At 70.1% G+C, this 22,420-nt stretch carries 16 protein-coding genes; 9 read left to right on the forward strand and 7 right to left on the reverse strand.

Annotation, left to right across the window (positions count from 1 at the left end; genetic code table 11):
* Positions 1–5: 5 nt before the first annotated feature.
* Positions 6–1,478 carry a xylulokinase gene (gene xylB / locus AC1DYN_RS21435; protein WP_477963136.1) on the reverse strand — a complete coding sequence of 491 codons (1,473 nt, stop codon included), beginning with the start codon at positions 1,476–1,478 and terminating at the stop codon, positions 6–8.
* 110 nt (positions 1,479–1,588) lie between these two features.
* Here xylB and AC1DYN_RS21440 point away from each other — a divergent pair, with 110 nt between their 5' ends.
* Positions 1,589–2,695: an ROK family transcriptional regulator gene (locus AC1DYN_RS21440; protein WP_477963137.1), complete on the forward strand. Its 1,107-nt coding sequence runs from the start codon at positions 1,589–1,591 to the stop codon at positions 2,693–2,695.
* A gap of 9 nt (positions 2,696–2,704) precedes the next feature.
* On the opposite strand, the gene AC1DYN_RS21445 is transcribed toward AC1DYN_RS21440, so the two are convergent.
* The gene (locus AC1DYN_RS21445) at positions 2,705–2,959 is read right to left on the reverse strand and encodes a hypothetical protein (protein ID WP_477963138.1); all 255 of its coding nucleotides are present in this window, start codon (positions 2,957–2,959) and stop codon (positions 2,705–2,707) included.
* 269 nt (positions 2,960–3,228) lie between these two features.
* Here AC1DYN_RS21445 and pstS point away from each other — a divergent pair, with 269 nt between their 5' ends.
* Positions 3,229–4,293, forward strand: coding sequence for a phosphate ABC transporter substrate-binding protein PstS (gene pstS, locus AC1DYN_RS21450; protein ID WP_477963139.1), 1,065 nt, complete (start codon positions 3,229–3,231; stop codon positions 4,291–4,293).
* On the opposite strand, the gene ppk2 is transcribed toward pstS, so the two are convergent.
* Positions 4,290–5,186 (reverse strand): polyphosphate kinase 2, encoded by an 897-nt coding sequence (ppk2, locus tag AC1DYN_RS21455; protein WP_477963140.1) that lies wholly within the window; start codon positions 5,184–5,186, stop codon positions 4,290–4,292. The two genes, pstS and ppk2, sit on opposite strands and share 4 nt — an antisense overlap.
* Positions 5,187–5,303: 117 nt before the next feature.
* On the opposite strand from ppk2, the gene AC1DYN_RS21460 reads away from it, so the two are divergent.
* The 3 genes from AC1DYN_RS21460 (at position 5,304) to AC1DYN_RS21470 (ending at position 9,522) form a co-directional block, all read left to right on the forward strand.
* Entirely contained in the window at positions 5,304–6,926 is a 1,623-nt protein-coding gene (locus tag AC1DYN_RS21460) for an inorganic phosphate transporter (RefSeq protein ID WP_477963141.1), read from the forward strand.
* 164 nt (positions 6,927–7,090) lie between these two features.
* Positions 7,091–7,717 carry a response regulator transcription factor gene (locus tag AC1DYN_RS21465; RefSeq protein WP_477963142.1) on the forward strand — a complete coding sequence of 209 codons (627 nt, stop codon included), beginning with the start codon at positions 7,091–7,093 and terminating at the stop codon, positions 7,715–7,717.
* 11 nt (positions 7,718–7,728) lie between these two features.
* A complete protein-coding gene (locus AC1DYN_RS21470; protein WP_477963143.1) occupies positions 7,729–9,522 on the forward strand; it encodes a hybrid sensor histidine kinase/response regulator in 1,794 nt (597 codons plus the stop codon).
* Between the two features lie 28 nt (positions 9,523–9,550).
* On the opposite strand, the gene AC1DYN_RS21475 is transcribed toward AC1DYN_RS21470, so the two are convergent.
* The 4 genes from AC1DYN_RS21475 to AC1DYN_RS21490 form a co-directional block, all read right to left on the reverse strand.
* Positions 9,551–10,060 (reverse strand): hypothetical protein, encoded by a 510-nt coding sequence (locus AC1DYN_RS21475; RefSeq protein ID WP_477963144.1) that lies wholly within the window; start codon positions 10,058–10,060, stop codon positions 9,551–9,553.
* Between the two features lie 141 nt (positions 10,061–10,201).
* Positions 10,202–10,582, reverse strand: coding sequence for a hypothetical protein (locus tag AC1DYN_RS21480; RefSeq protein ID WP_477963145.1), 381 nt, complete (start codon positions 10,580–10,582; stop codon positions 10,202–10,204).
* 2 nt (positions 10,583–10,584) lie between these two features.
* The gene (locus tag AC1DYN_RS21485; protein ID WP_477963146.1) at positions 10,585–12,792 is read right to left on the reverse strand and encodes an RHS repeat domain-containing protein; all 2,208 of its coding nucleotides are present in this window, start codon (positions 12,790–12,792) and stop codon (positions 10,585–10,587) included.
* Complete coding sequence (locus AC1DYN_RS21490) at positions 12,789–13,424, reverse strand: hypothetical protein (RefSeq protein WP_477963147.1); 636 nt, start codon at positions 13,422–13,424, stop codon at positions 12,789–12,791. Before AC1DYN_RS21490 ends, AC1DYN_RS21485 begins: the two co-directional genes overlap by 4 nt.
* Before the next feature lie 262 nt (positions 13,425–13,686).
* Here AC1DYN_RS21490 and AC1DYN_RS21495 point away from each other — a divergent pair, with 262 nt between their 5' ends.
* The 4 genes from AC1DYN_RS21495 to tssA form a co-directional block, all read left to right on the forward strand.
* Entirely contained in the window at positions 13,687–15,792 is a 2,106-nt protein-coding gene (locus AC1DYN_RS21495) for a CHAT domain-containing protein (protein WP_477963148.1), read from the forward strand.
* An 8-nt stretch (positions 15,793–15,800) separates the two neighbouring features.
* Positions 15,801–17,423 (forward strand): ShlB/FhaC/HecB family hemolysin secretion/activation protein, encoded by a 1,623-nt coding sequence (locus tag AC1DYN_RS21500; protein ID WP_477963149.1) that lies wholly within the window; start codon positions 15,801–15,803, stop codon positions 17,421–17,423.
* Between the two features lie 10 nt (positions 17,424–17,433).
* On the forward strand, positions 17,434–21,354 hold the full coding sequence (locus AC1DYN_RS21505; RefSeq protein ID WP_477963150.1) for a beta strand repeat-containing protein: 3,921 nt from the start codon (positions 17,434–17,436) through the stop codon (positions 21,352–21,354).
* A gap of 338 nt (positions 21,355–21,692) precedes the next feature.
* A partial coding sequence (gene tssA, locus AC1DYN_RS21510) for a type VI secretion system protein TssA (protein ID WP_477963151.1) occupies positions 21,693–22,420 on the forward strand: 728 nt, incomplete at its 3' end.

A 22,420-nucleotide genomic window follows, 5' to 3' on the forward strand; every position in this document is an offset into this window, starting at 1 on the left:
GTGAATCAGGCTGCGGCGAAGGCGGTCCGCAGCGTCGGGTACAGCGCCTTGAAGCGGGCGTGGCGGGCCAGCAGCGCATCGCGCCGCGCGCCGCCTTGCGGCAGGTACTCGGTGTCGACCTCGGGGGCGCGGCACACCTCGTCCTCGCGGCCCCCGGTGGCCAGCCAGGCCAGCCGCGCGGCCCCCAGCGCACCGCCGGCCTCGCCACCCTGCACCGTGCGCACCGGCACGCCGTACAGCGTCGCGAAGAGCTGCGCCCACAGCGGGCTGCGCGAGCCGCCGCCGACGATCGTCAGCGGCCCCACCTCGGTGCCGGCGGCCTGCAGCGCATGCAGGCCGTCGAGCATGCCGAAGGCCACGCCCTCCAGCACCGACCAGCCCAGGTGCGCCGGCGTGGTGTCGTGCGACAGGCCGAAGAACACGCCGCGCGCATGCGCATCGTTGTGCGGCGTGCGCTCGCCGCCCAGGTAGGGCAGGAAGAGCGGCGAAGCGAACTGCGCCGCCTCGTCCAGCATGCCCACCTGCTGCAGCAGCGCGCCTTCGTCGGCCGCGCCGAGCAGCCGGGTGACCCAGCTCAGGCAGCTCGCGGCCGACAGCATCACGCTCATCTGGTGCCAGCGGTTCGGCAGCGCATGGCAGAAGGCATGCACCGCCGATGCCGGGTTGGCGCGGAAGCGGTCGGTGACGACGAACAGCACGCCGCTGGTGCCCAGCGAGATGAAGCCCTCGCCCGGGCGCACCGCGCCGATGCCGACCGCGCTGGCCGCGTTGTCGCCGCCGCCGCCGGCCACCGGGATGCCCTGCGGCAGGCCCCAGGCGTCGGCCAGCTCGCGGCGCAGCGTGCCCGAGACCTCGCTGCCCTCCACCAGCCGCGGCATGCGCTGCTCGCTCAGGTTGGTCACCGACAGCAGCTCGCGCGACCAGCGCCGCTGCGCGACGTCCAGCCACAGCGTGCCGGCCGCATCGGACATCTCGCTGACCTTGTCGCCGGTGAGCTTCAGGCGCAGCCAGTCCTTGGGCAGCAGCACGCAGCGCACGCGCTCGAACACCTTGGGCTCGTGGCGCTGCACCCACATCAGCTTGGGGGCGGTGAAGCCGGGCATGGCCAGATTGCCGGCGATGTCGGGCAAGGTCGGYAGGCGGCGCTGCAACTCGCGGCATTCGGACTCGGCACGCACGTCATTCCACAGGATGGCCGGGCGCAGCACCTGGTCGTCGGCGTCCAGCAGCGTCGCGCCGTGCATCTGGCCCGACAGGCCGATGCCGCGCACGCGCGCGAACTCGCCCGGCGCCTTCTGCCGCAGCGCGGCGATGGCGGTTTCGGTGGCCTGCCACCAGTCCTGCGGGTCCTGCTCCGACCAGCCCGGCTGCGGCCGAGACACCGTCAACCGGGCCCCGGCGGTGGCCACGATGCGGTGGTCATCCTGCAGCAGCAGGACCTTCACTTCCGAAGTGCCGAGGTCGATTCCGAGGTACATGGCGGTATGCGATGGGAGGATCGACCGCGACTTTAGTTCATCCACCAAACAAATACACCTCGCGCTTTCCCGAAGATGGTGCACCCCCTGGGGCTGGCGACAATGCCCGCATGACACTCACCGGCGACCAGCACCTCGTCAAACGCATCAACCGCATGGCGCTGGTGCGCCTGCTGCGAGAGGAGCCGGGCCTGTCGCGCGCCGACCTGTCGACGCACAGCGGGCTGACCAAGTCGACGATCAGCATCCTGGCCAAGGAGCTGATCGACGAAGGCTGGCTGCTGGAAGAGGAGGCGACGCACACCGGCGGGCTGGGCCGGCGGCCCAAGCCGTTGCGGTTGAACAGCCAGCGGCTGGCGCTGATCGGCGCCGAGCTGGGCATCGACGCGATCCAGACGGCGGCGGTGACGATCAACGGCGAGGTGATCGAATCGCAGCGCACGCCGCTGCAATCGCGCGAGCCGCAGCAGGCCTGCCACCAGCTGATCGAGCAGGTGCTGGCGCTGGCCGCGCAGGTGGCGCAGCGGCAGTACCGGGTGATGGGTATCGGCGTCGGGCTGCCCGGCGCGGTGGACGAGAAGGCCGGCGTGCTGAAGTTCGCGCCGAACATCGGCTGGCGCGACGTCGAGCTGGGCCGGCTGCTGTCGCGCGAGGCGGCCGCGGCCGGGCTGGCCGACGTGCCGATCTACTACCAGAACGAGGCCGACCTGGCGGCCATCGGCGAGTTCGAGTTCGGCGAAGGGCCGGCCGACGACCCGCTGATCTTCCTGAGCTGCGGCATCGGCGTGGGGGCCGGCATCATCGCGAACGACCGGCTCTTCAGCGGCGCGAGCGGCTTGGCGGGCGAGGTCGGCCACACCATCCTGCAGCTGGGCGGGCCGCTGTGTTCATGCGGTCGGCGCGGTTGTGCCGAGGCGCTGATCGGCGCGCGGCACATCCAGGCGGCGGGCGACGTGGCGCAAGCCGGGGCTTACCTCGGCGTGCTGATCCAGAACGTGTGGATGACCTTCAACCCGACGGTGATCGTGCTCGGCGGCGAGACGGTGGAGCGCGGCGCGGAGTTCCTGGACCCGGCGCTGGCGGCGGTGCAGCAGTTTGCCGACGAGGCGGGCATCGCGCCGCCGCAGATCCGCATTGCGCGCTATGGCGCGCTGGCAACGGCCGTGGGCGGCGCCGCCTATGTCCTGCATTGCATGCTCAGGCCGATCTACGGCTGAGCACAGGGCTCAAGCGTGCAGCTTGTCCCAGTACGAGGCGGCCTTCCCGACCCAGCTGCAATAGTGCGGATCGTTCAGCGCATAGAACGGGATGCCGCGCGAGACGAACTTCGCGACCTCGTTGCCCAGTTGCGGGCTCGGGCCGGCGCAGCGCTCGACTTCGACTTCCAGCGCATGCAACGCGATCGCGCGCTGCATCGGGTTCGGGGCCATCAACTGGCGACGCAGCGTCTGCGAATCGATGACAGAAGTTTCCAGGTCCATTCAAGACTCCAACAACACTCGGAAGAGGTCCCTGCAAGGTCGGCCGTTTTGCGGCCGGCTTGAGCGACCTCGCGGGCTCAAGTGCCAACAAGTCTTCCATGCAGCCCTGTTTCCGGCGCGTGAAGCGGGGTAACACAGTGTTCGGCCACCGCGGGCCGCGACGCAGTTCACGGTTTGTCGGATCCGCGTCGGGCATTTGCGCAACGCCGCGTCGGTGTCACGAAGTCGATGTATCGTCCCGCCCTTGCTCAACCAGCGGTTTTCCCGAAGTGACCCCTACCCGCCTTTGCCGTGCCGCCGCCGTTGCCACCCTGGCCGGCCTGATCGCCCTGTCCGGCGCGCCCGCCTTCGCGCAGGTGCGCGGCATCGGCGCCTCGTTCCCGTCCAAGGTGTACGAGCGCTGGGCCAGGACCTATGAACAGCAGAACACCGGTGCCGCCGTCGTCTACAAGGCCACCGGCTCGGGCGACGGCGTCAAGCAGATCACCGCGCGCGCGGTCGATTTCGGCGGCAGCGATTCGCCGCTGCCGGCCGACGAGCTGACCAAGCGCAAGCTGGTGCAGGTGCCGATGCTGATCGGCGGCATCGTGCCGGTGGTCAAGCTGCCCGGCATCGGCGCCAACAGGCTGCAGCTGTCCGGCGAACTGCTGGCCGACATCATGGCCGCGCGCGTGGCCAAGTGGAACGACGCGCGCATCGCCGCGCAGAACCCCGGCGTCGCGCTGCCCTCGCTGCGCATCCAGCGCATCGTGCGCGCCGACCGTTCCGGCACCACCGAGGGCTTCACGCGCTACCTGGCCGAGGTGTCGCCGGCCTTCAAGGCCGAGATCGGCGCGAGCCAGGCGCCCAAGTGGCCCGGCCAGGTGATCACGGCCGAAGGCAACGACGGCATGGTGAAGGCGCTGGAAGCGGCCGACGGCGGCATCGCCTACGTCAGCTACGACCGCGTCGTGAAGGACGAGCTGGCGGGGGTGCGGCTGATCAACGCGGCCGGCAGTGCGGTGACCGCGTCGGAGGCGGGCTTTCGCGCCGCCATCCTCGACAGCGACGTGTCACGCGCCGGCAACGACCTGGCCTCGCTGATGAACCGGCCGGCCAGCGGCGCCTGGCCGATCACGCAGACGAGCTTCGTGCTGTTCGACGCCGAGCCGGCCGACGCCGACCGCGCCGCGCAGGGCATGCGCTTCCTCTACTGGTGCCTGATGCACGGCGACGACCTGACGCGCGGCACCGGCTTCGCGCCGCTGCCGGTCAACCTGCAGGCCAGGCTGACGGCGCGCTTCGCGGGCGTGCGGGCCAAGGACGGCAAGGCTCCGCAGTACATGAACTTCTAGTACACCTCGGGGACGATCATCGCGGCCGGCACCGGCTGCCGGAAGTAGTCGTCGTGCCGCACCCGCTGCGGCAGCTCGATCGCCGGATGCTCCACCTCGCGGTAGGGCAGCTGCCCCAGCAGGTGCGAGATGCAGTTCAGCCGCGCCTTCTTCTTGTCGACCGCCTGCACCACCCACCACGGGGCCTCGGCGATGTGGGTGCGCTCGAGCATGATCTCCTTGGCCTTGGTGTAGTCCTCCCAGCGGCGGCGCGACTCCAGATCCATCGGGCTGAGCTTCCACTGCTTCAGCGGGTCGTGGATGCGCCCCAGGAAGCGCAGGTGCTGCTCTTCGTCGGTGATCGAGAACCAGTACTTCATCAGCGTGATGCCGGAGCGCACCAGCATCTTCTCGAACTCGGGCACGGTGCGGAAGAACTCCTCGTACTCGTCGTCGGTGCAGAAGCCCATCACCCGCTCGACGCCGGCGCGGTTGTACCAGCTGCGGTCGAACAGCACGATCTCGCCGGCCGCCGGCAGGTGCGTCGCATAGCGCTGGAAGTACCACTGCGTGCGCTCGCGGTCGTTCGGCGCCGGCAGCGCGGCCACGCGGCACACGCGCGGGTTCAGCCGCTGCGTGATGCGCTTGATCACGCCGCCCTTGCCCGCCGCATCGCGCCCCTCGAACAGGATCACCACCTTCTGCCGCGTGCTGACCACCCAGTCCTGCAGCTTCACCAGCTCGCCCTGCAGCCGGAACAGTTCGCGGAAGTACGCGCGGCGCTGCTCGCGGTCGCTCGGCGTGCCGTCGGGGTCGCGGTCTTCGATCTCCAGCTCCAGCTCTTCGTCGTAGCTGTCCATCAGGTCGCGGTGGATGCGCTGCATCCACTCGTCTTGGTCGGCGTTCACGCTCATGGTCGGTCCGGCAGGTTGAAAAGACAAACGGGTGCCCGACGGTGCAGCAGCCCCATGACAAGCCTGTGACAGCCGCCCGTCACGGTGTTGTCACATCGGCGGCCGACGATCCGCGCCATGAACACCACCACTGCCGGCGCGCTGCCGTCCTCGGCGCCCTCCACCCCGTCGTCACGCCCGCACCTGGACCACAAACCCGGCCCGCTGACGGCGATCCTGTTCATCGGCCTGCTCGCCGCCGGCCTGCTGTTCACCGGCTACAGCCTGGTGGGCGACATCAGCGAGGCGGGAGCCCGCGCCACCACCTGGCTGCCCTTCCTGCTGCTCGGCGTGGCGCTGCTGATCGCACTCGGCTTCGAGTTCGTCAACGGCTTCCACGACACCGCCAACGCGGTGGCCACGGTGATCTACACCCACTCGATGCCGCCCAACATCGCGGTGGTCTGGTCGGGCTTCTTCAATTTCCTCGGCGTGCTGCTGTCCAGCGGCGCCGTGGCCTTCGGCATCATCTCGCTGCTACCGGTGGAGCTGATCCTGCAGGTGGGCTCGGGCGCCGGCTTCGCGATGGTGTTCGCGCTGCTGATCGCCGCCATCGTGTGGAACCTGGGCACCTGGTGGCTGGGGCTGCCGGCCTCGTCGTCGCACACGCTGATCGGCTCCATCATCGGCGTGGGCATCGCCAACGCGCTGATGCATGGCCGCGACGGCACCAGCGGCGTCGATTGGACGCAGGCCACCAAGGTCGGCTATTCGCTGCTGCTGTCGCCGCTGGTGGGCTTCGGCTGCGCCGCGCTGCTGCTGGTGGCGCTGCGCGCGCTGGTCAAGAACCGCGCGCTGTACGAAGAGCCGAAGGGCAACCAGCCGCCACCGTGGTGGATCCGCGGCCTGCTGGTGCTCACCTGCACCGGCGTGTCGTTCGCGCACGGCTCGAACGACGGGCAGAAGGGCATGGGCCTGATCATGCTGATCCTGGTGGGCACCGTGCCGATGGCCTATGCGCTGAACCGCGCGATGCCGGTCGACCAGATGACGCAGTTCGTCGCGATGGCGCAGGCCACGCAGACCTCGCTGGTGCGCAACACCGCGATCGCCGCGCCGGCCGACCCGCGCAAGACGCTGTCGGAGTACGTGCGCACCAGGGCGCTGGCGCCCGAGGTGGTGGCGGCTCTGGCCGCGGTGACCGGCGACATCGGCCGGCAGGTCAAGGAACACGGCTCGCTGGCCCGCGTGCCGGCCGGGGCCGTCGCGAATGTTCGTAACGACATGTATTTGACGTCGGAGGCGATCCGCTTCCTGGACAAGGCCGAAGGCACCGGGTTCGACGCGGACACCCGGGCCAACCTGAAGGCCTACAAGAAGCAGATCGACGATGCCACCAAGTTCATCCCGCTGTGGGTGAAGGTGGCGGTGGCGATCGCGCTCGGCCTGGGCACGATGGTGGGCTGGAAGCGCATCGTCGTGACCGTGGGCGAGAAGATCGGCAAGACCCACCTGACCTATGCGCAAGGGGCGTCGGCCGAGCTGGTGGCGATGATGACCATCGGCGCCGCCGACATCTACGGCCTGCCGGTGTCGACGACGCACGTGCTGTCGTCGGGCGTCGCGGGCACGATGGCGGCCAACCGTTCGGGGCTGCAGATGTCGACCATCCGCAACCTGCTGATGGCCTGGGTGCTGACGCTTCCGGCGGCGATCCTGCTGTCGGGCTCGCTGTACTGGCTGTTCACGCACCTGTTCTGAAGCACGACCCGGATCGGCATCCGGGCCACGGTCTCCTCCCCAAAACTGGGGATCACCCGGATGGGCGGTTTGCCTCACGGCGCTCCAGCGCATAGGATGCGCGCTTGCATGAGCGTCGATGAGGCATCCCTGCGATGAGTTCTGTTCTAAACACTGCCGCCGCCGTGTCCGCCCTTCCCAAGATCCTGATCGTCGACGATCACGCGCTGCTGCGCGTGGGCATCGTCACCAGCCTGTCGAGCATCGAGGGCACGCCGCTCGAGCTGATCGAGGCCAGCACGCTGCACGACGCGATCGAGAGCTACCGCGCCCACCCCGACACCACGCTGGTGCTGCTCGACCTGAACATGCCCGACTGCAAGGGGCTGCAGGGGCTGAAGCAGTTCCTCGAGACCTTCCCGCAGGCACGCGTGGCCGTCATCAGCGGCACGCAGGACGAGTTCGTGATCGGCCAGGTGCGCGCGCTCGGCGCGGTCGGCTACGTCACCAAGGGCCAGGCGCCGCGCGCGATGTGCGACACCGTGCTGGGGCTGCTGTCGGCCTCGCCGGGCGCCAACGGCCATGCCGGCGCTCGCTTCCCCAAGTTCCCCAGCTCGTCCAGCTACGACCGCGTGGCCGAACTGGGCCCGCGCCACCTCGAGATCCTGGAGCTGGTGCTGTCCGGCTGCTCCAACCAGGAGATCAGCACCGCGACCGGGCTGTCGCTGGGCACGATCAAGAACTATGTGTCCACCATCCTGCTGGCGCTGGACGTCAAGTCGCGCTCGCACCTGATCAGCCTCTTCCGATAGACAGTCAGCCGGTGGTGTTCCGCATCGCGCCCTCGGCCACGCCGGGTGCCCACGATTCGCATCCCGACGAAGGCCACGAGCGCCGGCGCGAGCGCACGCGCGCGTCGCAGGTGGAGCGGCTGTTCCGCTACGCCTTCGGCTCGGTGGCGGTGTCCTTCGTCGCCGCGCTGCTGGGCTGGGGTGTCTTCGCGCTGCTGACCGACGACCCGCGCGTGCTGTGGTGGTCGGCCGCGATGCACAGCGTGCAGGCGCTGCACCTCGTGCTGGCCTACACCTTCCGGCGCCAGGGCCGTGCGGCGCTGGCCGAGCCGCAGTACTGGCTGCTGCGCTACCTGGCGGTGCTGGGGTTGTCGGCCGTCGCGTGGGGCGCGGCGGCCTGGTGGCTGCTGCCCAGCACCCGCTGGGCCGCCACCTCGTGGCTGATCGTCGTGCTGCTGGCCATGGCCGCGGCCGGCGCGCATGTGGCGGCCGCGTACCGGCCGGCGATCTACCTGTGGCTGCTGCCGCTGCTGTCGCCGCTGGTGGCGGTGCTGCTGCGCGAAGGGCTGCCGCTGTCGATGACGCTCGGGGTGCTGGTGGCGCTGTTCGGCATCGCGACGGCGGCGTTCGCGCTGTCGCGGCACCGGCTGCTGATGCGCGAGCTGCAGACCAAGCTCGACAACGACGCGCTAGTGCGCGCGCTGCGCCAGCAGGTGTTCCTGGTGGAGCGGGCCAACCGCGAGAAGAGCCGCTTTCTCGCGTCGGCCAGCCACGACCTGCGCCAGCCGATGCATGCGCTGGGGCTGTTCGCGGCCACGCTGGAGAAGCAGCTGAAGGGCTCGCCGCTGCAGCCGATGGTGGGCAACATGATCCGCTCGATCGATGCGCTGGAGCAATCGTTCACGTCGATGCTGGACATCTCGAAGCTCGATGCCGGCGTGATCGAGCCCAACCCGCAGTCGTTCCCGATCCGCGACCTGTTCCGCGTGCTGCACATGCACTGCAGCGGGCAGGCCGAGGAGCTGGGGCTGGCGCTGCGCTTCAAGCCGGGCGGCAAGATCATCACCAGCGACCCGCACCTGCTGGAACGCGTGCTGAGCAACCTGATCCACAACGCGATCCGCTACACGCACGAGGGCGGCATCGTGGTGGTGGCGCGCAACCGGCGGCACCAGATCAGCATCGAGGTGTGGGACACCGGCATCGGCATGGCCGAGGACGAGCTGCCCAAGGTCTTCGACGAGTTCTACCAGGTGGGCAACCCGGGGCGCGACCGCACGCGCGGGCTGGGCATGGGCTTGGCGATCGTCAAGCGGCTGGTGCTGCTGATGGGGCACAAGCTGGAGGTGAGCTCGACGCCGGGGCGCGGCACGGTGTTCCGCATCCTGATCAAGCCGACCGAGCTGGCCGAGATGGACAACATGGTGATCGCCGCCGACACGGTGCCGGCCGAGGCCGACGCGAACCGCACGGTGCTGCTGATCGACGACGAGGAGATCATCCGCGAAGGCATGCGCGAGCTGCTGCAGACCTGGGGCTACCACGTGCTGACGGCGGGCACCATCCTGGAGGCCTGCACCGAGGTGCGCCGCCACGCCGGCGTGATCGACGTGGTGGTGTCCGACCTTCGCCTGGCCAACGACGAGGACGGCATCCAGGCGATCGAGCGGGTGCGCGAGTTCTACGGCGCGCCGCTGCCGGCGCTGCTGATCACCGGGGACACCTCACCGGAGCAGGTGAAGCGGGTGCACGACAGCGGGCACCAGGTGCTGTTCAAGCCGGTGCGCACGCGCGAGCTGTATGCGGTGTTGAGGGCGGTGCCTTGATCGGGCCTGCACCAGCGGTCGGCCACGTTCAACGGCGCCTTGCAACCAGACTCAGGAGCAGTTCCTGCTTCGTCAGGAAACCGACACCGGGAACGTAGGCGCTTTGCGAGCCATCGATCTGCCCGAGGACCTGCAGCGCCTGCGTCTTGTCGCCTGACGCAGCGAGAAAGTGCGCCAGGTTGATCCCCGACACGTCCTGGCAGACCCTCCTGCCCTCCCGTCGCGCCGCCGAGAACTCGCGCCAGAAGTTCCGGATCGCCTGATCGAACCGGCCCAGCGCGACTTGCACGGAAGCGAGCATGAAGCAGTCCGCCGGACCGACGTCGTCGCGGGTGCAGACGGCAGCCCACACCTCTTCGGCATCGAGGTCGCCGCCGCAGTAGGCGTAGACCAGCGCCAGCTTGCGCAGCTCGTCGGTCGACAGCGCCCCCTTCTCGAGCCACGATGCCATGGCCTGTGCCTCTTCGAACCTGCCCGTCTGGGCCAGTTCGAGCGCAGATCGCAGCATCGCCGGATTCGCGAGAGGGGGTCGGCTCATCGGGTTCTCCTTTGCAGACAGTCTTCAGAGGACGTGTGCAGAAATTGTGGAGATCACCCTACCCACGGCATGCTGCGCCGCGATGCAGTTCTTCACGTGGTCGTCCGGATTGAAGCCATCGATCGCGTACGGCCCGGGACCTCAGGTCGACCGTCCTGCGTTCTTCCTCGCTTGGATGGCCCGCGATTCCTGCAGCAGGATCGATCCGTTGGCATCAAAGGGCGAACCATCCAGTGCCTTCAGCGTGCCTCCGCTCATGGACTCCAGGTTCACCAGAAAGGACTGAAGAAACTCCAGGCCAGCGAGCAATGCCTCCATCTCATCGACGCCGGTGATTTCGGTTGCAAGGTCGGGGTCGTCGCAAGTCAGGACCAGGCACCCTGCTTCGCCCCTTGCTTCTTCGGCTTTCGCTTCGGCATAGGGCGCGCTGATGGCCACGTGGATTGGCATTTCATGGCCGTCCGGTCCGATGAAGATGAGGTTGCGGGAGGCAATAGGGACAAATCGAGCGGTTTGATCCATGGCTAAGGCTTCCGATGTCTCATGTTGCACTGAATGATGCATGTCTGGTGACTGGCCAGACAGCCGGCTCGGACACGTCGGTTGTCCGTTGATGAAACACACGCTTTGTAGACCGCGTCACAAGTCTGATAACAGGCCTTGCGCTCACCGCGCCAATCCACACTCATGCACCATTCGATTGCGTCGCCCAGGGGCTCTTCGATGTACGGGTATAGCAACGTCCCCCCGGCGTATCCGGCAATGCCGGCACTGGCCAGAGCGCACGCGACCGGACCGCCCGTGCAAAGGGCCGTGATGGACGGAACGGCGACCGGCAAGAGCCCCGGGAGTACCTCTTCATTCAATCCCTGGGTATCGACTTTCGACAGCGGATTCCCGTTGACGTAGGTATAGGTCGAAAGGCCCCCGCCTGCCAAGCCAATCGGATCGCTCTGCGTGTAGCCCCCGCCGTCCGTCCGGTAGTAACGGTTCCAGTTGTAGAACAGCCCCGACTCCGCATCCGCGTACTGCCCCGGGAACCGCAGGTTGAATGTGAAGTCCCCGAGCCCGGCCGGGTTGGTCAGCGGCGCCGTGCTGCCGAAGGGCTCGGCCATCCAGCTCCAGCGCTGCCGGCCCTCGCGGTCGACCACCACGCGTGGCGTGTTGAGGTGGTCGGTGTGAATGAAGTGGACCAGCGGTGCGGCTGCCGTGTCCGCAGGGTCCGGCATGAACACTGCCACCGGCACGTCGTCCAGCCACACGTACTCGCGGATGGTGCGGCCTTGGTGGTCGTACTCGCCGAGCAACTGCCCCTGCGGGTCGTACACGAAGATCACCGTGCTCTGCGGTCCCCCGCTCGTGAACTTGCGGATGCGCCGCCGCTCGGTGTCGTAGCTGTAGCGCGCAGTCGATCCGCCCCGCGCCAGCACCGCCAATTGCCCGGGCAGGTCATGGCTCGCGGTGTAGCCCTCGCTGTCGCTGGTCGTGTTCCCGGCGTTGTCGTAGCCGAAGCTGCGCGCCGGGTTCGTCATCGCGCTGAGCCGGTTGCTGGTCGCTTCGGTGATGTAGGCGCTGGGGACCCCGCTCAGGCTGACCTGGGTGCGATTGCCGTTCGGGTCGTACGAGATCGCCCAGCTGGCCGTCGCGGTGACGATGCTCGTCAGCCGGCTGTTCGCGTCGTAGCCGAAGCCCTGGTCCAGCGCAGGCTGCGCCGTGCCATCCGGCGCCAGGTGCGTGTACGACACGATCCGGTCGGCCTCGTCGTAGCGGATGTCGCGCAAGACATCGCCGATGCGCATCCGCACGATGCGCCCGTCCAGGTCGGTCATCCGCTCGTGGGTCTGCGCGCCGCCGGTCATCGCCCATTGCCAGCTTTCGACCGGACCGAAGGGCTGGTACCTGACTTGGTCGATCAGCGGCATCGGGTCGCTCCCCGCGTCCTTCGCCAGCGCGATCGACACCACGTGGGCGCCCTGCCAGCGGATCACGAGCCGGCGCCCCGACGGATACGTGATGCCGGTCAGGCGCCCGAGCGTGTACTCGTAGCCGACGGCGGTCGTGACGGTCGCGCCGTTGGCGCCCGCCGTCGCAAGCACACGCTGCGTGCTCGCGACCACCTCGCCCCACTCGTTGTGCGCATACTGCGTCGACCCGCCCGGGAAAGCCGTCGAAGTCAGGCGTCCGATGCCGAAGCTGAAGCCCGGGCCGGTCTGGCTGTAGTTCCAGACGAGCAGCGCAGGGGACTGTCCTTCCTGGGTGTACTGCATGGCATTCAGCCGCCCGGCAGTGTCGTAGGCGATGCGCTGAGCCACGCCGCGGCTGTCGATGCGGGTCGACACGCGCCCGGCCTCATCGACCGTGAGGTCGGTGACGCCGGTGTCCGGGCTGATCACCTGGCTGCCATCGCCGGTGGGCTTCACCGGATAGCGCGTGACCAGCCCGCGCGGGTCGGTCACCTGCGTGAGCCGGTCGCTGCCGTCGTGCTCGAGCCCGGTCGTGCCGCCCACCGGATCGACGTGCGCCTTGACCCGGTTCAGCGGGTCGTACGCGATCCGCGTCTCCAGGTTCAGGCTGCCGGCGCCGCGGATCACCTTGGTGACCTGCCCCTCGGCATCGTATTCATAGCGGGTCACCGACCGGGGCGAGACGGGGGACGGAGGAAGGGTCTGAGCTTCGGCCGCAACGGCCAGCAGCGCACAGGCGCTCACGAGGTACTGCACCCGGCCCCTCATGGCGCGGCCTCCCGGCCTTCGCTCTGCTGCACCCGGCCGAGATCGTCGACGATGCGCTCCAGCGTGCGCCGCAGGGCACCGCCCGGGTCCCGCACCTTCTCGCGGACCTTGATGCTGGCCATGTCCAGCAGGTAGTCGATGCGGTGGCCCTGGTCGTCGTAGACCGCCACCTTGCGGTGCGCGTCGTCGTAGTCCCAGCCGACCCAGCTGCCGTCGGGCTGCGTCAGCCGCTTGAGCTGGCCCGCGGCGTCATACGCGTACCGGGTGACGCGGCCGCCCACGCTGCGCGACAGCAAGCGCTGCCGCAGGTCCCAGGTCTGCAGGATGACGATCCCGTTCGGGTCGACRCTCTCCAGCAGTTGGCCCAACCGGTCGTAGCGCTTGAACCGCGTGACGCGTCCGTCGCTCGTGGTCTCGCTCTCCATGTCGCCGACCATGTGGTCGGCGGTCTTGTCCTCGTAGTAGGTCCAGGTCGTCGTCGTGCCGTCCGGCGCCGTGGCGGTGAGCTTCTGCCCGCGGGCGTTGTAGGTCCAGCTCCAGACCTTGGTGCCGGGCGGGTAGCCCGCCGCCATGGCCTTCAATGGCAGGGCAAGAAAGGCAACGACGGCAAGCCGTCGGGTGATGTCCAGCATGAATCCCCCTGTGTGGTGTGGCGCTTGACGCGCCGCAGTCTTCCAAGGAGATGTGCAGAAAATAGGGAGATCCCCCCTCCGGAAGCAGGCCCGGGCCGCCCCCCTAGAACCGCCGGTCGACTCACCTTGGTCACTTTGTGACCACCCGCCCCGCTCCTAGCATCGCCCCGCGATTGCGCTCACGCGCGGCCCGCGGCATGCGCGGCGCCCGCATGCATCGAAAGGCAAAGCTGTGTCGATTCCCTCTGTTCGTGCAGGCTGCGTGGCACTCGCCTGCGCCCTGCTGCTGGCCACCAGCGCCCGGGCCCAGGTCCAGCCCGCCGCGGCCGATGGCCTGGCCCCCGCCAACAACCAGGCCCGCGACGCCCTCGCCCGCCAGCGCGACGCCGAGAGCCTCTTCTCCGTCAGTGCCGAAGGCAAGGCGCTCTACGCACGCGACGTCGTCAAGCTCGACGGCTACGGCTACTGCGGCCGCTCCATCGCGCTCGCCGAGCAGGGCGAGTTCCGCCAAAGCATCCGCGCCGCCAGCAAGGCGCTGCACCTGGGCCAGGTCGACGACAACGCCGACCTGCAATCCCTCGCGCAGCGCGACCTGGCCATCGCCTACAGCTACGCCGGCCTGCTCGACGAGGCCGAACGCTTCGCCAACGGCTCGCTCGCCCTCACGCCGAAGAACCCGCAGCAGGCCCACGCCCCGTCCCTCAAGGTGCTGGGCGACGTGGCCGTGCGCCGCGCCCGCTACGGCGATGCCGCCGACTACTACCACCGCAGCATCGCGCTCGCGAGCGACCGCTTCCGCCCGCTGGTGCAGGTCTCGCTCGCCAATGCCTACACCGCCGCCGGCCGTGCCCCCGAAGCGCTGAAGCAACTCGACCAGGTCCCGGTGCGCGAGACCGACAAGCTCGGCGCCTTCTACAAGCGCAGCCGCGCCAATGCGCTGCTCGGCAGTGCCCAGCCGAACGAGGCGCTGGTGCTCTTCAGGCAGGTGCTGGCCGACCCCGGCACCGGCGACGCGCCCTACCACCGGCTGTGGGCCTCCGAAGGCATCGCCCGCGTCGAGGCGGCCCGCGGCGACAAGACCGCCGCGCTCAACGCCTACCTCGACACCGTGCAGCAGGCCGAACGCCTGCGCAGCAAGTTCACCAGCGAAGAATTCAAGACCGGCCTGTTCGGCGACATCCAGCAGGTCTTCAACGCCGCGCTCGCGCTGAGCCTGGACGCGCGCAACTACGAGGCCGCCTGGACGCTGTCCGAGGCCTCGCGTTCGCGCCAGCTGCTCGATTCGATCCGCGACCGCGCCAGCGACACCCTCGCCCAGGAGCGCGTCTCGCTGGCCGAGCTGCAGCGCTCGCTCGGTGCCGGCGACGCGGTGCTGCAGTTCCACGTGCTCGAAGACCGTAGCGTGGTCTGGCTGGTCGCACGCAGCGGCTTGTCGGCCGCGGTGATCCCGCAGGGCCAGGCCTCGCTCGCCAAGCAGGTCGACGCCTTCCGCAGCAGCGTCATCGAGCGCCGCCGCGACACCCCCTCGCTGGCCCAGGGGCTGTACAAGTCGCTGCTGTCGGGCATCGACCTGGGCGACACGCGCCGCCTCTTCGTCGTGCCGCACGGCCCGCTGCACTACCTGCCGTTCCAGGCGCTGCACGACGGGCGCAGCTTCCTGATCGAGCGCAGCGCGCTGGCGGTCTGGCCGTCGGCGGCGGTCGGCTCGCGGCTGCTGGCGCGCGGCAATGCCCAGGCCTCGTCGCTGCTCGGCTTCGGCAACCCCGCCACCGACCGCGACGTGCCGCCGCTGCCCGGCGCCGAGCGCGAGGTGCAGAAGGTGGCGCAGCAGTTCAGCCGCAGCGAGGTCTTCGTGCAGCAGCAGGCCACCAAGCAGCGCTTCAAGGACGGCGCCGCGTCGGCCAGCGTGGTGCACATCGCGGCCCACGCCGAACTGGACGAAGCCGACCCGCTGTTCTCGCGCGTGCTGCTGGCCGCCGCGCCCGGCGAATCCGGCCTGCTGGAGGCGCGCGACATCTACAACCTCAAGCTCGACGGCGTGCGCCTGATGACGCTGTCGGCCTGCGAAAGCGGCCTCGGCAAGGTGTCGCGCGGGGACGAGATCGTCGGCTTCACGCACTCCATCCTGTCGGCCGGCGCCAACAGCATCGTCGCTTCGCTGTGGCCGGTGGCCGACGAGTCGACCGACCTGCTGATGACGCGGCTGTACCGCGAACTGGCCGGTGGCCGCGACCTGATGGGCGCGATGCAGCAGGCCCAGCTCGAGGTGCAGAAGAACCGCCGCTTCGCCCATCCCTTCTTCTGGGCCCCGTTCAACGTGATCGGCAACGGACGCCTGCAGGTGTTCAACGCGGTCGCTGCGCGCTGAGAACGAGCATGACCAACTTCCCCCTTCGCACGCTGCCGCTGGCCCTCGCGCTGGCCCTTCCGCTGCTGGCCCGGGCGCAGGCTCCGGCCCTGCGCAACGCGCCGCAGGCTGCGCCCCCGGCTTCTGCACCGCGTGCCGCCGCACCGGCCGTCAAGTTCACCCTCACCGCGGTGCGCTTCACGCCCACCAAGGTCGTCCCCGAGGCCGAGCTGCAGCAGGTCGTCAAGCCCTGGCTGAACCGGCCCATCGATGCCACCGACCTGGCCGTGATCGCCGTCGCGCTGCGCCGCTTCTACGAGGAGCGCGGCCACGGCCTGGTTGGCGTCGGCTTCCCGACGCAGGACCTGGCGCAGGGCGTGCTGCAGGTCGCCATCGTCGAGCCGCGCGTATCGCGCGTGACGGTCGACGCCCCCGAGAAGCCGCCGATCGCGCCGGCCCGCATCACCCGCGTGCTCGAACGCAGCGGCATCGCGAAGGACCAGCCGCTGGACGTGCTGGCCCTCGACCGCGCGATGTACACGCTGAACGACTGGCCCGGCGTCTCCGCCAAGGCCACGCTGCTGCCCACCGGCGATGAAGGCCAGTACGCGATCGCGGTGCAGACCGAGGCGCGGCGCGGCTGGGATGCGAGCGTCGATGCCGACAACTACGGCTCCGAGGTCAGCGGCCGGTACCGCGCCGGCGCGCTGCTGCGCTGGAACAACCCCACCGGCTCGGGCGACAACCTCGACCTGCGCGCTTCCGTCTCCAGCGGCAAGGGCACGGTGGTCGGTCGCCTGGGCTACGAGATCCCGCTCGGCGCCAGCCCCTGGCGCGTGGGTGCCGGCATCTCGCGCGTCGAGTACGAGCTGGGCCAGGATTTCGCCGGCGCCGGCGCCACCGGCTCGGCCAACGTGGCCGACGTCTCGCTGTCGTACCCGTTCGTGCGCACGCGCGAGCGCAACCTGGTCGGCCGCTTCGTGCTGACGAGCAAGAAGCTGGTCGACGAGTTCGGCGACACCACCGAGAAGAAGATCCGCGGCGGCGAGTTCAGCCTGTCGGGCGAGAACCGCGACGCCTTCGCCGGCGGCGGCTTCACCGGCGGCAGCCTGTCGCTGCAGTTCGGCAAGCTCGACATCGAGAGCGAGTCCTACCGCGACTACGACGCCGGGCTCGGCGACGGTGCGACGCAGGGCAGCTTCCGCAAGCTCGGCGTGCAGGTCAACCGGCTGCAGGCGGTGGCGCCCAAGGTGTCGCTGTTCATCGGCCTGGTCGGCCAGCTCGCCAGCAAGAACCTGGACAACGCCGAGAAGATGACGCTCGGCGGCGCACGCGGCGTGCGCGCCTATCCGTCGGCCGAGGGCTCGTCGGACGAGGCCGTGGTGCTGAACACCGAGCTGCGCCTGTGGATCGACCCGCAATGGACCGGCTTCGTCTTCCACGACGCCGGCCACGGCAAGCGCTTCAAGCGCCCGACCGGCGGCGGCGCCAACACGCTGAACCTGCACGGCTCGGGCCTGGGCGTGCAGTACACCAACCCCGAGCTCTTCACGCTGAAGGCCGCCGTCGCGCGGCGCGGCGACGAGCCGGTCACCTCCGAAGCCGACGACAAGCGCACGCGCTTCCTGGTCGAGCTGCAACACGCATTCTGAGGACATGTCCATGGCAACCCGCACTTCGCCTTCGCGCCCGTCTTCGCACCCGTCTTCCCGGGCGTTCCAGCCGCGCCTGCTGCCGGTCGCGCTGGCCGTGGCCCTGCTGCTCGGCGGCCCGGTCCTGGCCGCCCCGGTGGCCACGCAGCTGCCGGTGGTCGCACCGGGCGGCGCACAGATCAACGCCACCGTCGGCACCGCCACCGGCGGCACCAACCCGACGCTCGCGGTGACGCAGAGCCAGAGTGCGACCAACCGCGCGCTGGTCGAGTGGCAGAGCTTCAGCGTCGGCAGCAGCGCCAAGGTCAACTTCGTGCAGCCGAACGCGCAGAGCATCCTGATCAACCGCGTCACCGGCAGCGCCAACGGCGTGCCGATCAGCGAAATCTACGGCGGCATCAGTGCCAACGGCCGCGTCTTCCTGGTCAACCCGACCGGCATCGTGTTCGGGCCCAGCGCGCAGGTGAACGTGGGCTCGCTGGTGGCGACCACGCTCGACCTGACCGCCGACATGACGGCCAACAGCTACGCCGGCTTCATCAACGGCGGCGCCATCGGTTTCGCCGACGCGGGGACCGGCCTGAGCGGCACCAGCCTGACCATCCAGGAGGCGACCAACCCGGCCGTGCCGCAGATCGTGGCCGGCGAAGGCGGCTCCATCCTGCTGCTGGGCCGCGACGGCGTCGAACATGCCGGCTCGATCAGCGCACCGCGCGGTTCGATCACGATCGGCAACGCCTCGGCGGCGACGCTGTCGCCGGTCACCACCAGCGGCTTCATCCAGGTGCTGTCCGCCACGCCGACGCCGCAAGGCGGCGGTGTCTTCCTGGATGCCGGCTCGCAGACCGTGGCCGCCGGCGGCACGATCCGCGTCGGCGCGGTCAGCCCCGAGGAAGGCCAGCGCAGCGACACCGTCTTCATCGGCGGCACCCTCAGCACCGACAGCAGCGACGGCCCGGGCGGCAGCATCGTGGTCGATGCGGGCAACAGCACGATCTCGCAGTTGCAGATCGAAGGCGCGACGCTGTCGGCCAACAGCAGCACCGGCACGGCCGGCACCATCACGCTGGGCGGCCGCTTCATCTCGTTGAGCAGCGGCCGCACGCCGGTTCGGATCTCGGCCGACGGCAGCACGGGCGGCGGCAGCATCGCGGCCGGCGGTACCGGTACCGCATCGCTGACGGTCGCGGACGGCAGCGTCATCAGCGCCGACGCGACCGGCAACGGCAACGGCGGCACCGTCTCGCTGCGCGCGATGCTGAACCAGGCGCCGGGCGGCACCTCGCCGCCGGTGGCGCGCACCGACTTCGGCGTGCTCGAGATGTACGGCGCGCTGAGCGCACGCGGCGGCGCGGCCGGCGGCAACGGCGGCAGCGTCGAGACCTCGGGCACCGCGATGACCACCAGCCTGGCCGACGCGAACGGGGTGCTGTCGCGGCAAGGCAGCGTCGATGCCGGCGCGCGCGCGGCCGGCGGCAAGGCCGGCACCTGGTCGCTCGACCCCTTCGACGTGACGATCTCCGACAGCGCGACCATCGGCGTCGAGGGCAGCTTCTCGCCGACGGCCCCCGGTGCGAACGTGCGCGCGGCCGACATCTCGGCCGCCCTCGATGCCGGCACCAGCGTCGAGATCACGACCGGCACGGCCGCCACCGGCACCGCCACCGGCAGCATCACGATGGCGCCCGGTGCCGCCATCGTGCGCAGCACGGGAACCGCGCGCACCAGCCTGACGCTGCGCGCGCACGACAGCATCTCGCTCGGCGACGGCAGCTCGATCTCGGTCGCCGCCGGTGCCGGCGCGATGGACATCAACCTGCTGAGCGACCTGGACGGCAGCGGCAGCGGCGTCGTCAGCCTGGTCGGCACCTTGCTCGCCACCGGCGGCGGCAACCTGACCCTGAGCGGCGGCACCGACCCCGCCACCGGCTTCGCGCGCGGCAACGGGCAGCAGTCCGCGGTGTCGATCGTGCGCAGCGGCATCGACACCAGCGGCGCCGCAGCGCGCGGCGACGTCGTGATCCGCGGCGCCGGCAATGCCGCCACCTCGGAGTCCGGCGTCGAGATCACCGGCAGCACGGTGCTGGCCAACAACATCGGCATCCTGGGCCTGGCGGGCCACGGCTCGGCCRTGCGGCTGGACGGCAACTCGCTGCGCACCGACGCCGGCACCATCGACGTGCGCGGCGTCGCCACCCGCAGCGCCGGCGGCGGCGAGCAGGCGGTCGGGTTGGACATCGGCACGCTCGACATCGCGGCCGGCATCGGATCGGTGGTGCTGGCAGGGCGGGGCGACGACGGCGCCGCGGCGCTGGGCACGGACAGCGCCGCGGTCGGCCTGCGCTACGGCACCCTGACCATCGCCTCGGCTGCCAACAGCAGCTCACGCGTGACGCTGGCGGGGCAATCGGCCAATTCGACCGGCGGCGTCGGCCTGCAGCAGTTCAGCCCCAGCGGCGGCAAGGGCCTGACGCTGGACGCCGGCGAGGTGGTGATCGGGGCCGCCACAGACAACGGCACGGCGCTGTCGCTCGGCGCCGCACCGGTGATCCGCGTCAGCGGAAGCGCCAACCTGCGGCCGCTGGGCGTCGCCGCCGACGGCAGCCTGTCGGAGCAGACCGGCACGCCGATCCTGATCGCGACGGCACCGCCGACGGGCAACACGGCAGACTTCGTCATCGAGTCGCGCTGGCTGCAGCCGGTGGGCGGCACCGGCGGCCTGACGGCCGACAAGGGCATCGTCGTCGGCTCGTCCTCGCAGGGCGGACTGATCACCGTGGCCGACCAGGCGCTGGACCTGCCGGCGACCTCGCTGACGCTGCAGAACCAGGGCGGGGAATCGCTGGGCATCCTGCTGGGCGGGCAGAACCGGGTGCGCGACCTCGGCCTGCTGACCAGCGGCAACGTCTCGCAAACCGGCCCGATCACCGTCGACCGGCTGGTGATCCAGGGCAACGGGGGCAGCACGGTCACCCTGACGAATGCGCAGAACCAGATCGGCACGCTGGCGTTCGACCCGCCGGGCTCGCTGTCGGTGGTCACCGCGGGCAACCTGGTGATCGACAGCGCCTCGGCGGCGCGCTTCAGCACCGACGGCGCCGCCTTCGAGACGCTGGCCATCACCGACAGCCAGGGCGGCGCGAGTGCGCTGCTGCGGGCCGGCGGCAGCGTGACGCTGAACCGCTCGATCGCGATGGACAACGAGATCGGCACGCTGGACATCGTGGCACCGACGCAGGTGATCTTCGGCGCGGGAGCCAGCTTGTCGGCGGGCAGCTACTGGCGCGTGTGGACGGCGGCGGTGAGCAACCCGCCTGTGGCCGGCGGAGCGGTCAGTTACTACGGCTGCAGCTTCGGCGACACGCAGGTCTGTTCGCTGTCGGGCATCGCGCTGCCGGGCAACGGCCAGCAGCTGCTGTTCCCGACCCAGCCGACGCTGACGGTGGCGGCCGACCCGGCCAGCGGGCAGCCGGGAGCGATCCCGCCGCTGACCTACACGGTGAAYGGCCTGCTGAACGGCGACAACGCCGCGACGGTGGTGACCGGCGCGCTGGCGACGGCCGCCACCGCCACCAGCCCGGCCGGCACGTATGCGATCACGCAGGGCACGGTGACCTCGCCGACCGGCTACGTGATCACGTTCCAGGGCGCCAACCTGGTGCTCGGGGCGGTGCCGGTAGCCAACCTGGACATCCTGGGCATCACGCGCGAGGCCTTGCAGTCGCGCTTCCAGTCGCAGTTCGAGTCCGACGTCTACGGCCGCAACCTGGCGCAGCCCTACATCTGCACGGCCGCATCGCTGATCCGCGGGCTGTCGGCAGACGACAAGCRGGCCGATCCGCTGGCGGCCGAGTGGGGCAAGGTGCGCAACCAGCCGCAACTGTCGGGGTGCCTGGACGTGAGCGATGGGGGGTCGTGTTCGGCGTTCTGAAGGCCCCCCAGTCGTCGCTGCGCTCGTGCATCCCCCGTGGTTGGGGGTGCAGACGGAACATACAAGCCCGGATGCCAATCCGGGTTGTGTGTGGCAATGCCGCTGCCCCGGATTCCGCTGYGCTTCATCCGGGCTACGAATGCGCCAGCGCAGCGAGGCGCCCATCAAGCAACGCGCCGGGGAACCGGCTTTGCCGGGCCCCTGGCGTGGCGCCCCTTGGGGGCAGGAGGAGTGCAGCGACGACTGGGGGGCCGAATAAGTGACTTTCGGCAGATGTGAATGTCCCTTCTGCTTTCTAGAGTCCACCCCATCGTCACCGCCCGATTGCCCGCACGCCCATGAATGCCCTGCCCGTCGAAGAACTGCTGGCGCCGCTCTCCGACGACGCGCCCTGCGGGCCGGACCTCGAATACGACGCGGCCTTCCTGGCGCTCGAAGAATCGTCGCGCGGCAAGGCCGAGCAGCAGTTCGGCGACACCGTCATCGCGGCCGAGCAGCCCGACTGGCGCGCCGTCTTCGAGCAGGCGCGCGAACTCGCCCAGCGCACCCGCGACCTGCGCATCGCCGTGCTGCTGGCCCGTGCCGGCGCCCGCCAGCACGGCCTGCCGGCCTACGCCAGCGCACTGGCCTTGATCGCCGGCCTGCTCGAACGCCACTGGGACCGTGTCTACCCGCTGCTCGATGCCGACGACAACAACGACCCGACCATGCGCCTGAATGCGCTGGCGCCGCTGGTCGACCCGGCCGCCGGCCTGGCCGACCTGCGCAGCGCCCCGGTCGGCGGCGGCCGCTCGCAGCTCACCGTGCGCCAGATCGAGCTGGCCGCCGGCAAGGCCCAGCCCGGCAGCAGCGAATCGGTGCCCAATCCCGAAGGCGTGCAGCAGGCCCTGAAGGACGCCGAGGCCCAGGCCCCCGGCACGCTGGCCGCGCTGAAGCAGACCGGCGACGAGATGGCCCGCATCGAGGCCGTGCTGATCGACAAGGTCGGCGGTGCCCAGGGCCCCGAGCTGCGCYCGCTGCGCGTGCTGGCCCAGTGCCTGGCGAGTGCCGCAGCCCAGGCCGGCAC

This window comes from Rhizobacter sp. P2_D12, assembly GCF_056404395.1.